Origin of the sequence: Streptomyces sp. SP18BB07 (assembly GCF_036322545.1) — a bacterium.
Classification (GTDB): Bacteria; Actinomycetota; Actinomycetes; order Streptomycetales; family Streptomycetaceae; genus Streptomyces; species Streptomyces deccanensis.
The window spans coordinates 82,008-96,002 of the sequence record NZ_JAQYWT010000319.1; the positions used below are offsets into that span (position 1 = coordinate 82,008).

At 71.9% G+C, this 13,995-nt stretch carries 11 protein-coding genes; 5 read left to right on the forward strand and 6 right to left on the reverse strand.

The features are described 5' to 3' along the window. Positions 1-81: 81 nt before the first annotated feature. Both purU and PUR53_RS22495 read right to left on the reverse strand, forming a co-directional pair. Complete coding sequence (gene purU, locus PUR53_RS22490) at positions 82-963, reverse strand: formyltetrahydrofolate deformylase (protein ID WP_329899888.1); 882 nt, start codon at positions 961-963, stop codon at positions 82-84. A 90-nt stretch (positions 964-1,053) separates the two neighbouring features. Beyond that, entirely contained in the window at positions 1,054-1,554 is a 501-nt protein-coding gene (locus PUR53_RS22495) for an SCO4402 family protein (RefSeq protein ID WP_329899889.1), read from the reverse strand. A 128-nt stretch (positions 1,555-1,682) separates the two neighbouring features. Here PUR53_RS22495 and PUR53_RS22500 point away from each other — a divergent pair, with 128 nt between their 5' ends. Next, the gene (locus PUR53_RS22500; RefSeq protein ID WP_329909454.1) at positions 1,683-2,987 is read left to right on the forward strand and encodes an ABC transporter substrate-binding protein; all 1,305 of its coding nucleotides are present in this window, start codon (positions 1,683-1,685) and stop codon (positions 2,985-2,987) included. Positions 2,988-3,085: 98 nt separating this feature from the next. Here PUR53_RS22500 and PUR53_RS22505 read toward each other — a convergent pair whose 3' ends face one another. Next, positions 3,086-4,948, reverse strand: coding sequence for a hypothetical protein (locus PUR53_RS22505; protein WP_329909456.1), 1,863 nt, complete (start codon positions 4,946-4,948; stop codon positions 3,086-3,088). Positions 4,949-5,135: 187 nt separating this feature from the next. Next, positions 5,136-6,518: a transcriptional regulator gene (locus PUR53_RS22510; protein ID WP_329899892.1), complete on the reverse strand. Its 1,383-nt coding sequence runs from the start codon at positions 6,516-6,518 to the stop codon at positions 5,136-5,138. Positions 6,519-6,846: 328 nt separating this feature from the next. Here PUR53_RS22510 and PUR53_RS22515 point away from each other — a divergent pair, with 328 nt between their 5' ends. Next, complete coding sequence (locus tag PUR53_RS22515) at positions 6,847-7,506, forward strand: bifunctional DNA primase/polymerase (protein WP_391807580.1); 660 nt, start codon at positions 6,847-6,849, stop codon at positions 7,504-7,506. 215 nt (positions 7,507-7,721) lie between these two features. Here PUR53_RS22515 and PUR53_RS22520 read toward each other — a convergent pair whose 3' ends face one another. Further along, complete coding sequence (locus PUR53_RS22520; protein ID WP_329899893.1) at positions 7,722-8,603, reverse strand: alpha/beta fold hydrolase; 882 nt, start codon at positions 8,601-8,603, stop codon at positions 7,722-7,724. 982 nt (positions 8,604-9,585) lie between these two features. After that, positions 9,586-10,278, reverse strand: coding sequence for a metal-dependent transcriptional regulator (locus PUR53_RS22525; RefSeq protein ID WP_086799052.1), 693 nt, complete (start codon positions 10,276-10,278; stop codon positions 9,586-9,588). A 283-nt stretch (positions 10,279-10,561) separates the two neighbouring features. On the opposite strand from PUR53_RS22525, the gene PUR53_RS22530 reads away from it, so the two are divergent. The 3 genes from PUR53_RS22530 (at position 10,562) to PUR53_RS22540 (ending at position 13,706) form a co-directional block, all read left to right on the forward strand. Further along, positions 10,562-11,323 (forward strand): SIS domain-containing protein, encoded by a 762-nt coding sequence (locus PUR53_RS22530; protein ID WP_329899894.1) that lies wholly within the window; start codon positions 10,562-10,564, stop codon positions 11,321-11,323. 189 nt (positions 11,324-11,512) lie between these two features. Then, positions 11,513-12,994: a PAS domain-containing protein gene (locus tag PUR53_RS22535; RefSeq protein ID WP_329899895.1), complete on the forward strand. Its 1,482-nt coding sequence runs from the start codon at positions 11,513-11,515 to the stop codon at positions 12,992-12,994. A 70-nt stretch (positions 12,995-13,064) separates the two neighbouring features. After that, positions 13,065-13,706 carry a maltokinase N-terminal cap-like domain-containing protein gene (locus tag PUR53_RS22540; protein WP_329899896.1) on the forward strand — a complete coding sequence of 214 codons (642 nt, stop codon included), beginning with the start codon at positions 13,065-13,067 and terminating at the stop codon, positions 13,704-13,706. Positions 13,707-13,995 lie beyond the last annotated feature (289 nt).

A 13,995-nucleotide genomic window follows, 5' to 3' on the forward strand; every position in this document is an offset into this window, starting at 1 on the left:
ACGGGATCCATCAGGATCCGCGCCACCTCCTGGTCCGTCGGGCGGAGATGCTCCCGATGCCACTCACGAACCCGGCCGAAACTACGCGAAGACGACCGTCCGGCGCCCGTTCATCAGGATGCGTCGCTCGGCGTGCCACTTGACCGCCCGCGCGAGCGCCTGGCACTCCACGTCCCGCCCGACCGCGACGAGCCCCTCGGGCGTCACCCCGTGGCCCACCCGCTCGACCTCCTGCTCGATGATCGGCCCCTCGTCGAGGTCGGCGGTGACGTAGTGCGCCGTCGCGCCGATCAGCTTCACACCGCGCGTGTGCGCCTGGTGGTACGGCTTCGCGCCCTTGAAGCTCGGCAGGAAGGAGTGGTGGATGTTGATGATGCGCCCGCTGAGCTGCTTGCAGAGGTCGTCGGAGAGGACCTGCATATAGCGGGCCAGCACGACCAGCTCGACGTTCTCCTCGCGCACGATCTGCAGCAGCCGCGCCTCCGCGTCCGCCTTGGTGTCCTTGGTCACCGGGATGTGGTGGAACGGGATGTCGTACGACCCCACCAGCTCGGCGAAGTCGGTGTGGTTGGAGACCACGGCCGCGATCTCCACCGGCAGCGCGCCCGTGCTCGCCCGGAAGAGCAGGTCGTTCAGGCAGTGCCCGAACCTGCTGACCATGAGGACGATGCGCATCTTCTCGTCGGCCAGGTTGATCTGCCAGTCCATCTGGAAGGAGTCACCGATCGCCGCGAAGCTGGCACGCAGCTTGTCCACGTTCACCGGTGCGTCCGCCGAGAAGTGGACGCGCATGAAGAACAGACCCGTGTCGTGGTCGCCGAACTGCTGACTGTCCTCGATGTTTCCGCCGGTCATGAAGAGGTAGCTCGACACGGCGTGCACGATGCCCGGCTTGTCGGGGCAGGCGAGGGTGAGGACGTACTGGTCGGCGGGTGCCGCGGCTCGGGTGGACTGCTCGTTCATGCCCGACAGGGTCCCATATGGCGTACCCATGTCGGCAATCGTCCCGAGGACCGGACCGCAGGGCCCCGCGCCACCGCCCGACCGGCTTCCCTACGCCGCCCTGGTCATGATCCGCAGCACTTCGAGGGTGCGCGGCGCTGTGTCCGGGTCCTCCCCGTCGCTCACCGAGAGGCGCACATGGGCCTCACGGGCGGCACGGACGGCCTCGGGCCAGGCGTCGTGGTCGAGGTACGCGGAGACGGGCGCGTCCGGACCGACCTGGTGCATGATCCGCAGCACGCGCAGCACGGCCGTGTCGACGAGGGCCGCCTCCTGGGCGTCACGGAAGATCGTGCCGACGTACTTCTCGGCGGACCAGTTGTCCAGCCAGGTGTCCTCGACCAGGCGGTACACGGCGTCGGTGACGTCCCCGTACCCGTCGACACCGGCCAGCCAGATGTTCTGCTGGAACGCGGGGTCGGAGAGCATGTGCAGCGCGGAGCGCACATTGCTGCGCCAGCGCCACCACGGCATGTCGTTCAGTGGCATGCCGCCCATGGTGGATGAGCGACGCCCGCGACGGGAAGGGGTCTCCGGACCTTGGACGGTCATCGATCGCGCATTCCTCTCTGAAACCACTCGAAAATACGATCGTAGCTCCTCGCAATTCACCTCCCGGTCACCTCGCGTTGACCATCCGTCACGCCTGGGTTGAGGATATGGCGGAATCGTGCGGAGCCATGACTGGCTTCCAGGCACGACGGACACCTCAGCCCCCAGGCCATCGCACTGGCCTCACCAAACGCCTGGTCAGAGCCACCACGCTGGCGGCGTGTGCCTCACTCGTCGCCGGGTGCGGGGTCATCCCCGGTACCACGGGGGGTAGCGGGGACGGCCCCGTCACCGTCATGACCTGGGCCCCGGAGAAGACGGCCGCCACCAACAAGCCGGGCATGCCCGCGATGGCCAAGGCGTACGCCCGCTGGATCAACGCGGGCGGCGGCATCAACGGCCGCGAGCTGAAGATCCTCACCTGCAACGACCACAACGAGACCGTCACGGCCGCGAAGTGCGCCCGCCGCGCCGCCGACGAGAACGTCGTCGCGGTCGTCGGCTCCTACAGCCAGCACGGCCGTTCCTTCCTCGCCCCGCTGGAGTCGGCGGGCATCCCGTACATCGGCGGCTACGGCGTCACCGACGACGAGTTCGCCAGCGCGCTGTCGTACCCGGTCAACGGCGGCCAGGCCGCGCTCATGGCCGGCCTCGGCGAACAGCTCGCCCAGGCCTGCGGCCCGGTCGCCCTCGTCCGCCCCGACTCGATCGCCGGCGACCAGCTGCCGCTGCTGCTGGACTCGGGGCTGCGGTCCGGGGGCCACGACCGGTCGGAGGACCAGCTGGCCGCCGAGGACGCGACCGAGTACGGGGGGCATGCCCGGGAGGCGCTGCGGCGGGCCAGCGCGGAGCCGGGCACGGAGGGGTGCGTGGTCCCCGCCCTGGGCGACCGCACCTTCACGTTCATGGACTCCTTCCGCCGGGACCGTGCGGACTTCCCGGACGTCCGTACGGGGACGGTGCTGGGCAGCGTCGACCAGACGGTGATCGACGCGACCGGCGGGAGGTCGGGGCTGTACGAGGGGGCGTACGTCACCGGCTGGTACCCGGTCGAGAACGACAAGCGGTGGGACCGGATGAAGGAGGTGATCCGGGAGCACGCGTTCGGCGACAACCGGATCGACCCCGCGGACCCGGGCGTGCAGACCACGTGGATCGCGTACACCGTCCTGACGGCCGCCATCAAGGAGATCGGCGACGGGGAGGTGACCTCCCAGACGATCCGGCGCGTCCTCGACGGCGGCCTGCGGGTCACCACCGGTGGCCTGACCCCGCCGCTCAGCTGGCGCTTCGAGGACCTCATAGCCTCCGCCGGCTTCCCCCGCCTCATCAACCCCGAGGTCACCTTCCAGGTCGTCCGCAAGGGCCAACTGGTCGCGGCCCGACGGAACTTCGTGAACGTGGAGAAGACACTGGTGGAGGCGGAGAACTGACCGAGGCCCTGCGGGCCTGAAAAGCATGGGGCGCAGCCCCTGCTTTTCAGGGGCGCGGGGAACTGCGCGAGAAGCCCCACGCACCCGCACCCGTCTCCCTACAGCTGGACCGCCTGGCGTTCGGTCAAGGTGTAGGTTTTGGCGATCTTGTTCCAGAGTTCGGCGGCCTTGGTCTTCTCGGCGCTGGCCGTGGCGCTGGCCTGGTTGCCCGCCTGGGTCTGGCCGGTGCTGCGGGCCTGACCCTTCCTGCAGCCCTTCTTCCCCGCCGTCTGGTCCGCCCACGCGGCGTAGTGGTTGTCCGCGGCGGCCGAGGCCTTCCAGGCCTTCGTCAGCGAGGTGGTCAGGGCCTCGTGGTTCGGCAGCTCGTCTACGGACAGCTCACCGAGCCGGGTCACCAGGTCGGTGCGCTGCTTCGCCGCGTCCCGCAGATCGGTGGCGGCCTGGCCCAGGTTGGAACACGTCTTGATGTCGGCGACCGCCTTGATCACACTGCTCCGGCTGTCGCCGCTGTCCGCCAGCAGCTTGTCGAGCGCGACCGCCTGCTCCCGCGCCGGATCCGCCGACGCGGACGCCGACTCCTCGGGCGCCCCGGTCGCCGACACGGGCTTGTTCCCGCTCGGCGACGAGTCGTCCCCCGACCCGGCCATCAGCGCACCCGCACCGATCCCGAGCACCGCGATCCCCACGCCGACGAGCGCGATCAACGGCACCCGCGATCTCGTACGACCACCCCCGCCGCCCCCGCTCTCCCGTCTCCCGGAAGCGCGCCCGGCATGCCCACCGTGGCCTCCGTGACCCCCGTGGCCTCCGGATCCGCCATGGCCGCCGTGACCACCCGGCCCGCCCGGGCCCCGCGGCGGCTGCGGGGCACCGTGGTCGATCTTCGGCATCTGCTGGGTGGATCCGGCGGCGCCACCGGCCCCCGGTTCGTTGCGGAAGAGGCTGTCGAACACGTCCGGCTGCTGATGTCCGTGCTGCTGCCCCTGCTGCGACCCCGGCGCACCGTACGACTGGGGCCGCGGCTGCGCCTGCGCGGCCACCGGCGGTATGTACTGCGTCGCCTCCGCGTCCGGATTCCCGGCGGGCCCGCCGGGCATGGGCTGCGCGGTCGGCGGCAGGGGCCCGGCACCGTTGTCCTGTACCCGCCCCAGATACGTCGTCGCGTCCCCCGCGGTCTCCGGCGGCAGCGCCCCCGGCCCGACCGGCGGCAGGAACTGTGTGGCGGCCTCGGCGGCGGGTGCCTCCCCGACCACCGGCGGTATGAACTGGGTCGCCCCCTCATCCACCGGCATGGGCCCGGACGCCGGCACATACGGGATGTACTGGGTGGCCCCCTCGTCCACGGGCGGCAACGGCGCGCTCTGCGGCGGCAGCGGCGACCCACCGGCCGACGGCCCGGCCACCTCCCCCGCGGCCGGCGGCAACGGCGCACCCGCACCGCCGTACCCCGCGCCTCCGTACGCCGCCCCCTGCGCCCCCTCGGGCGGCAACGGCATCCCCCCTTGGGCGCCGTACGCCTGCCCGGCCGCATCACCCTGGGCCGTCCCGTAGCCCTGCCCGGCCGCATCGCCCTGTGCCGTCCCGTAACCCTGACCGGCCGCGTCGCCCTGGGTGCCGTACGCACCGTGGGTGCCGTAGCCGGTCTGGCCGTCCTGCGTGCTGTACGCGTCCTGCGTGCTGTACGCGTCCTGCGTGCCGTACGCGTCCTGCGCGCCGTGCGCTCCCCACTCCGGCGCGGGGGGCGCGCTGTTCCAGTGGTCGGCCTGCGGCTGGGCGGGCGGCGCCGGGGTCTCCTCGGAGCCCCACTGCCGCTGCTGGTCCCACGGCTGGACCGGGGCCGGCGGCAGCGGGGCCGGCGGCAGATCGCTCGGGTGGAGCGGAGCCCCACCGTCCGAGGGCAGCACGATGCCTTCGCGCGCGGTCCGCGCCGAGGGCTCCTCGCCCTGTCCACTCTGCGTCACCGAGACTCCTACGAATGGGGGACTTGCGGAATCGTCGACTCACGCTACCGGGTCCGGGCGACACCCCACGCACCACCCGCGCCCCTGAGGAGGGGACGAAGCCCCCCTCAGGGGCGCGGGAACGGCGCGCTCAGCCACACCCCACCCGCAGCCGCGCGAACGACCTGGGTACCCCACCCGGAGCTCTCTACGCCGCCTGCAGGTCCATCCGCGCCCCGAACTCCCTGACCACCGCTTCCTCCCGGAACGGCTCCAACCGCTGCTGGAAGTCCTCCAGGTACTCGGCCCCCCGGTTCGACCGCAGCGACCCCAGCAGCTCCACGGCCTTCAACCCGGTGTGGCAGGCCTGTTCGACCTCCCGCTGCTGCACCTGCGCCGTGGCGAGCAGTACGTACCCGATCGCCCGCCGCCGCGCCCGCGACTGAGGATGCTTGGCCAACGACTCCTCCGCCCGCCGGGCGGCCCCCTCCGCCTGCCCGAGATCCCGGTGGCAGTGCGCCAGCTCGTCGGCCAGATAGGCCTCGTCGAAGTGCCTGATCCACACCGGGTCGTCCCCGGACGACGGATCCGCCGCCTCCAGCGCCTCCACGGCCCGCCCCGCGGCCGCCTGCGCGCCGCGCGCGTCGCCCATCAACGCGTGCCCGCGCGCCTCCGCCGCGTGGAACATCGACTCCGCGCGCGGAGTCGCCCGCCCCCGCGCCCCTTCCTGCGCCGCGCGCGCCAACTGCGCGATCTCCCGCGGGTTTCCGAGCTGCGCGGCGAGATGACTCATGGACGCGGCGAGGACATAGCCGCCGTAGCCGCGGTCGCCCGCGGCCTGGGCGAGACGGAGCGCCTGGATGTAGTACCGCTGGGCGAGCCCGGGTTGACCGGTGTCGACGGCCATGTACCCGGCGAGTTCGGTCAGTCGGGCGACCGCCGCGAACAACTCCCGCCCCACGGCCTCCCGGTAGGAGCCTGCCAGCAGCCCCGAGACGACGCTGTTGAGGTAGTGCACGACGACCGGCCGGACGTGACCGCTGCCGTACTGGTGGTCGAGGTCCACGAGCGCCTGGGTCATCGCGCGCACTGCCGCCACGTCCGCGAGCCCCACCCGGGGCCCCGCCGAGCGGGCCACCTGGGAGTCCGGCGCCGAGATCAGCCAGTCACGGCTGGGCTCGACGAGCGCGGAGGCGGCGACGGAGGAACCGGAGAGGAAGTCCCGCCGCCCCACATCACTGCGCCACAGCTCGCAGACCTGCTCGATGGCACCCAGCACCGTCGGCGAGAACTGCAGGCCGACGCCGGACGCCAGGTTCTTGCCGTTGGCCATGCCGATCTCGTCGATGGTGACCGTACGGCCCAGCTTGCGGCCGAGGGCCTCGGCGATGATCGCGGGCGCCCGGCCCCGCGGCTGCTGTCCCCGCAGCCAGCGCGCCACGGACGTCTTGTCGTAGCGCAGGTCCAGCCCGTGCTCCGCGCCGCACATGTTGACCCGCCGGGCCAGCCCCGCGTTGGAGCAGCCCGCTTCCTGGATGAGCGCCTGCAGTCGTTCGTTCGGCTGCCTGGCGACGAGCGGCCTTGCGGCCATGGCGTACCCCCTGTGGCTGTGGTGCCTTGCCCACGCACCGAGTTGACGTGCCTTCAGTGACCGCGCCCCGTCGCATACGTGTACCCACGTATCGAAAAGATCCGGCCTCGAAGATCAATGCCCCGCCGACATACCGAAGATGCGAGACATGCCAGAATTGCCGGGGTAAACACGGATGCTGTACCCCACACGTGGCTACCCGGCTCACTCCGTGATCCCTCCCGCGCGCCCCCGGGCATGCACCCATGCGCCCCGGCCCAGTTGACGATGCTCTCCCCCGCGCATGTGACATCCGTAACCCCTGATGACCGCTAGAGTTGTGTTCATCGTGGAAGAGACCATCGCGGGCCCTGAAGCTGCCCAAATCCCGAAGCAGCGTGGCGAATCGCTGCTGGACACCGCCGTTCGATACGCCGAAGAGCGCCACTGGGACGTGTTCCCCGGCACTTGGCTGGAAGCCGTCGACGGGGTGCAGATCTGCTCCTGCGGCAACGCAGCGTGCGCCACCCCCGGCGCGCACCCGGCGCGCGAGGACTGGGCGACCCAGGCGACAGGCAGTGCGACCGTCGCACGCCGTCTGTGGTCGAAGCAGCCGACCGCGTCGATCCTGCTGCCGACCGGCCGTACGTTCGACACGATCGACGTTCCCGAGACCGCCGGTCTGCTGGCGCTGGCCCGTATGGAACGCATGGAGCTGACGCTCGGACCGGTGACCTGGACCCCGGACCGCCGCATGCAGTTCTTCGTGCTCCCGGGCGCGTCGGTCAAAGTCCCCGATCTCGTACGGAAGTTGGGCTGGTCACCGCTCGCGCTCGACCTCAAGGCGCTGGGTGAGGGCGAGTTCGTGGCCGCGCCGCCCACGCGCTACGGGTCGAGGGGCGCGGTGCAGTGGGCCCGGCGCCCCACCCCGGCGAACCGGTGGCTGCCGGACGCGGAGGAACTGATCTCGCCGCTCGCGTACGCGTGCGGGAGGGACGGGCGGCGGTAACGCTCCGGGCGGGGGGTGCGGGTCGGTTTCGCGGCCGCGGGTGAGTGGGGGCCGTTCGCGCAGTTCCCCGCGCCCCTGAAAAGCCGGGGCTGCGCCCCATGCTTTTCAGGCCCGCAGGGGCCTGAAGCTTTTAGGGGCGCGGGGAACTGCGCGAGCAACCCCCACTCACCCGCACCCGCCGACGCACCGAAACCCGCCGAGCTCAGACGCGCACCTCAGCCGACCGCGCCGTCCCCGTCCAGCCCGTCCAGCCCGTCCAGGAACGGCTCGATCGCCGCGCGCCACGCGTCCGGCTGGTCGTAGTGGACGAGATGACCCGCGTCGGCGACCTCCGCGTACTGGCCGTGGGGCAGCACCCGGACCATCTCCTGGGACTCGGCACGCCCCAGCTCCCCGTCGAGGCCGCGGACGACGAGTGCCGGGCAGCGCACCTGGGTCAGCTCCTCCCAGTGCGCGTCGTACACCCAGGTCTCACGGGTCGTCAGCATCTGCTCGGGGTCGAACACCGGCCGCCAGCCGTCGGGCCCCTCGTGCATCACCTCGGCGTAGAACTCGCCCCGGGACGGGCTGGGGCGCTCCACCCAGGGGTCGTCCTCGCCGAACCACTTGCGGACGTCGGCGAGGGTGGCGAACGGCAGCGGCCAGGCCTTGAACCAGTTCTCCCACTCGCGCTGCGAGGCCGCGCCCAGCGCCGAGGCCCGCATGTCGCAGATGATCAGGCCGCGCACCAGGTCCGGGCGGCGGGCGGCCAGCTGCCAGGCGGTCAGCGCGCCCATGGCGTGGCCGATGAGGACGACCGGGCCGAGGCCCAGCTGTTCGACGGCGGCCTCGGCGTCCTCGACGTAGGCCTCACGGGTGTACGCGGCCTGCTCGGGCTTCGCGCTCCGGCCGTGTCCGCGCTGGTCGAGCGCTACGGCTCGGCGGCGTTCGGAGAGCCAGCGGGCGGTGGGTGCCCAGTGCGAGGCGCGGCCCATGAGGCCGTGCAATAACAGCACCCCGGGCCGGGGCTCGTTCTCGCCGGTCTTGGGCGGGTCGCCGAACTCCCAGGCGGCGAGACTCACGCCGCCCGCTCCCGTCACGTCGATGCGCCGCACCATTGGCACCCCCCAGACTCCCGCCCGGACCGCTCGCTCCCGCCTCTCGCTCCCGCTTCGAGCCGGCCGGTCCACTCGTCCCAACTGCTGTCGTACCGCTGTCGTGCTGCTGCTTCCGTACCGCATCCGCTGTCGCTTCCGCCCTGGCTTTCGCCGTCGCCTCGCCGTTGCTCCAGCTGCCGTTCGTGCCGTGCGCGCCGCTCGGACGGCGAGCACTTGTGTTACAGCGTGCGTATCGGTTGACACGTTACGTGTGGGGCGCGCGCATCAGTCATGGCGCGGGTCACGCAACGACACGCCGCACACGTTATCGAATGCACATTCGAAGATGCCGCTCTTGGCGACAACACCCCTCATTCGAGTGACCTCCCTCAAGGGTTGCCCGCCGCCGCCGAGGGGAGATCTTCAACGGGAGGCGGACCGCTCGGGGAAAACGGTCCGAGGGGGATGACCCTGGGAGCTCGGGGCTCCGGGTCAGCACTGGGGAGGACAGGCCCCGGCGCCGCACGGCGCCGGGGCCCTCCTCATGTCCACGGCACATCCGCCCCGCCCCCTCCCTCACCACCGGAGATCCTCGTCTCGGGCGGCCAAGAGCCCCTCAGGTCATATGCCTCACGCGCAAGCCTCGCACGCGAACGGCGCGAGCGCTGCGATTCGGCGCACTGAATCTTGGATTCGACGGGTTCCCTGACACGCACCCGAATACACCACAACTCCCCCTACCGCATCGGGAGTTGGCGGGTGCTGCGGACATCCGCCGACACGTGTCGAACAACGGCCGACAGAGGGCGTCACATGAACGGGCGGACGCGGGCGCGGTGCCCGGCACGAGCCCGCGGCGTGCCAGTACGGGCCCCCGGCATGCCGGGACAGGCCCGCGGTGCACCGATACGGGGCCCCCGGTGGTGTCGATACGGCCCCAGCGTGATGCCCACACGCCGGGGCCGGAGCCGGGGCCGGGGCCGGTCAGGCCGCGGCGCGAAGGTCAGCGCTTGGCGACGAACACGTGTGAGGCGACGTCCGCCTCCAGCTCCGCCGCCTCGCCGCCGCTGCCCACGAGGACACCGCCGGCCGCCTCCGTCACACTCACCACGGAACCGGGCTGGACGCCCGCGCGGCGCAGCGTGTACATCAGCTGGGCGTCCGTCTGGATGGGCTCGCCGATCCGGCGTACGACGACGGTCTTGCCCTCCGCCCCCGGGTCGAGGTCGGCCAGCGACACCATCCCCTCGTCCAGGAACGGGTCCGCGCCGTCCTTCTCGCCCAGCTCCTCCAGGCCCGGGATCGGGTTGCCGTAGGGCGACTCGGTGGGGTGGCGCAGCAGCTCCAGGACGCGGCGCTCGACCGCCTCGCTCATCACGTGCTCCCAGCGACACGCCTCCGCGTGGACCTGCTCCCACTCCAGACCGATCACGTCGACGAGCAGGCACTCCGCGAGACGGTGCTTGCGCATCACGCGCGTCGCCAGCCGACGGCCCTCCTCGGTGAGCTCCAGGTGACGGTCCGCGGCGACGGACACCAGGCCGTCGCGCTCCATGCGCGCGACCGTCTGGCTCACCGTGGGGCCGCTCTGGTCGAGCCGCTCGGCGATCCGGGCGCGCATGGGGACCACACCTTCCTCCTCCAGCTCGAGGATGGTGCGGAGATACATCTCCGTCGTATCGATCAGTCCGGACATACGTGCCCCTCGATGAGAATCAGCCGGAGGCTTCGACGGCCACACCGGCTGGCTGCGGCTTGCTGCGCTGGCCCTGGACTCAATTCTTACGCATCAGACCGACAACCGGGGGGCGCCGGGGGAACGACGGCGCTATGACTCCGATCAGGTGGCCGATTTATGACCCCGCGCCCCATTTCCCGGAGCCGGCTCGCCCCGTCGCACCGTATTGACACCCCGCTGGTCCAGACCACTAACGTGATCGGCGTCATCGAGGACGCGGAGAAGGCGGAGGGGTCGGCGCATGGGGCTGGACGGCGGCACGGCGGGTGGGCGGTTCCTCGACGCGGCGATCGGGCTGCTGGAACGCGTCCGGGACGAGGAGGGCGCGACGATCACCACGGCCGGAGAGCTGATCGCGGACACGGTCGTCGCCGGCGGACGCCTGTTCGCCTTCGGCGCCGGCCACTCCTCGCTCGCCGCCCAGGACCTCGTCTACCGGGCCGGCGGACTCGCGCTGATGAACCTGCTGGCCGTCCCCGGCGCCGTGGGCGTGGACGTGATGCCCGCGACCCTCGGCTCGGCGCTGGAACGGGTCGACGGGCTCGCGACCGCCGTGCTCGACAGCAGCCCGCTGCGGGCCGGGGACCTGCTCGTGGTGATCTCGCTCTCCGGCCGCAACGCGCTCCCCGTCGAGATGGCCGCGCACGCCCGCGAGCTGGGCGCCAAGGTCATCGGCGTCACCTCGGTCGCGTACGCCACGGAGACGACGTCCCGCCACTCCTCCGGCACCTTCCTCAAGGACCACTGCGACCTCGTCCTCGACTCGAAGATCGCGGTCGGCGACGCCGAACTCACCCTCGACACCATCCCCGCCCCCTTCGCCCCGGCCTCCACCGTCGTCACCTCGGCGATCCTGCAGTCCGTCATGGCCACCGCCGCCGCCTCCCTCGCCGACCGGGGCGTCGAACCGCCCCTCCTGCGCTCCGGCAACGTCGACGGCGGGCTCGACTGGAACGACCGCGTGATGCGCGAGTACGGAGATCGGATCTTCTACCTCCGCTGAGTGCTCCCCCGGATTCGTGGGAACGCTGAGAACGGTGAGGAGGAAATCCGGCGTACAACGATTTCGTCCAAATCTTGCGTGAAGCAGATGTGGGCTGGGTCACGTTCGAGTTGAATGATGACGAGTGAGCGAACCAACGCGCCGTACCAGCCGTACATGCGGACGCAACGCAGCCTGCAGGGGGTTCAGGTGAGTGCTTCCCGGCGGAGTGGGGCCACCGACGAACTCGGGCCCGACAAGCCCGAGCGGGACGGCCCGACGAACGAGGACACCGAGGACATCGAGGGCACGGTGAACACCGAGGACACCGAAGGCACCGAGGGCTTCATGGATTCCACGGACTCCGGTGGCTCCGACCTCCTCGCCGCCCTCCTCGACGGGATGGACGCCGCCCTCTGCGCCTTCGACGCCGACGGCGTCGTCACCCACTGGAACCGCGAGGCCGAACGCATCCTGGGCTGGAGCCCGGAGGAGGCGGTGGGCCGCCGCGGCTTCGCGGGGTGGGCGGTGCGCACCGCCGACGCCGAGGAGGTCGAGGGGCGGCTGATGGCCGCCATGCACGCCAGCGGCCGCCAGGTGCACGAGTTCGCCCTGGTCACCAAGGACGGCGGCCGCGTCCTCGTCCGCACCCAGTCCGCCGCCGTGCGCGGCCCCGACGGCAAGCCCGTCGGCCTCTACTGCGCCTTCAGCGAGGTCCACACACAGATCGACCTCGAACGGTCCATCGCCCTCAGCGAGGCCCTCTTCGAGGACGCCTCCTGGGGCGTCGTCCTCGTCGACGCCGACCTGCGCCCCGCCGTCGTCAACGCCCACGCCGCCCGCGCCCTCGGCATCGGCCGTGCGGCGGTCCTCGGGCGCCCCCTCGGCGAGCTGCTCGCCCAGGGCGCCGAGGAACTGGAGAGCGCCCTCACCCACGTCCTCGCCGAGGGCGCCCCGCCCGCGCCCGCCGAGATCTGGGTCGGCGTCCGCGGCCCCGACGGCGAGAAGCGCCGGTGCTGGCGCAGCGGGTTCCTCCGCCTCGCCTCCCCCCTCGCCGAGGAACCGGTGCCGCTCGGTGTCGGCTGGCTCTTCCAGGACATCACCGAGTCCAAGCAGACCGAGCAGGAGGCCGCGCAGCTCCGCTTCCGCGTCAACCAGCTCCACCGGGCCGCCCGCGCCGCCGCCGAGTGCGAGGACCCCGGCGAGGCGGCCACCGTCCACCTCGACTTCGCCCTCGCCGGCTTCGCCGACCACGCGCTCATCGACCGCGTGGCCGGGGGTTCGATCGCGGACGGCGAAGGGCCCGCCCGGCTCGTACGCGCCGCCGCCACACCCTCCGGCCGGCCCGGCCCCAGCCATCTCGCCGGCCACGCCGGCATCCCCGTCCGCTACGGCCCCGGCCACCCCGCCCTGCAGTGCGTGGAGCGCGCCGGCTCAGTCCGCGCCAGCGCCGGTACGGCCGCGCCGGAGACGGCCCGCGAATGGGCCATCGGGCGCCAGTGGCCCCCGGAGACCGTGCACGCCCTCTGCGCGGTCCTCCGCAGCCGCGGCCGCACCCTGGGCGTCGTCACCTTCCTCCGCAGCGCCGGCCGCACCCCCTTCGAACGCTCCGACGCCATCTACGCGGAGGACGTCGCCATACACATCGCCGCGGCCCTGGACCTGGAGGCCCTGGAGAGGTCGTCGGAGTAGGGACACAGGCGGGCGCGGCCGCGCGGGAAACACCTCGCGGCGGCTCGGCCGTGCGGCGCAGAATCCCAGCATGGCGATCATCCACCGCACCACGCTCACACCCACCAAGCTCGAACTGCTGGCCTCCTGGCTGCCGACCCGCCCCTGGTACGCCGGCGGTCCGGCAGCTCCGGAACTGGCCAAGGCAGGCGGCTTCCGGCTCGACGACCCCGCGGGCGAGGTCGGCATCGAGTTCATGGTCGCCACCGACACCTCCGGCGCGGCCCCGGTCCACTACCTGGCCCCCCTCACCTACCGGGGCGCCCCTCTCCCCGGCGCGGAGCACGCTCTCGTCGGCGCCACGGAGCACGGCGTCCTGGGCACCCGCTGGGTCTACGACGGCGCCCACGACCCGGTCCTGGTCGCCCAGCTCCTGGCCCTCTTCGAAGGCAGGGCCGTACCCCAGGCCCAGAGCCTCACCGACGCCCCGGACCACGAGATCACCCACTCCTACGAGGGCGACGGCCCCCTGCCCACGACCGCCTCCCCCGCCACCGACACCCAGGACGCCACCGAACTCCCCCTCACCTCCGGCGCCACGACCCTGCACCTGAACCGAGTCCTCCACCCGGACGCCCTGGACCTGCCGACTCAGACAAAGGGCCAGGTCACAGGCCACTGGACGCTGCCGGACGACACCCGGGTGCGGGGGATCTTCGCCGTCCTGCGGTAATTCCTCGGCAATCCCCTCGGAAAATCACTTGAGCGTCCTCGGGACGCTTCTTAAGGTGTGCGGTACACGAGAGAGGAGGTGGTTCGGCAGATGTATTGCAACCGGACGCGTGAGGTGGCTGCGGGCTAGCGGCCCTGCACCACACACAGTGCGGTGCCGGACCAGCGCGTGTTGAGCGTGCAGCCGGCCCAATCTCAAGCAGTCACCCGACCCGTGGGCTCGCCGGTACGTCCGGCCGGCTTCTTCGGTCCTTAGGGGCCGGAGGGACCCAGAGCCCGCGGGTCGTCTG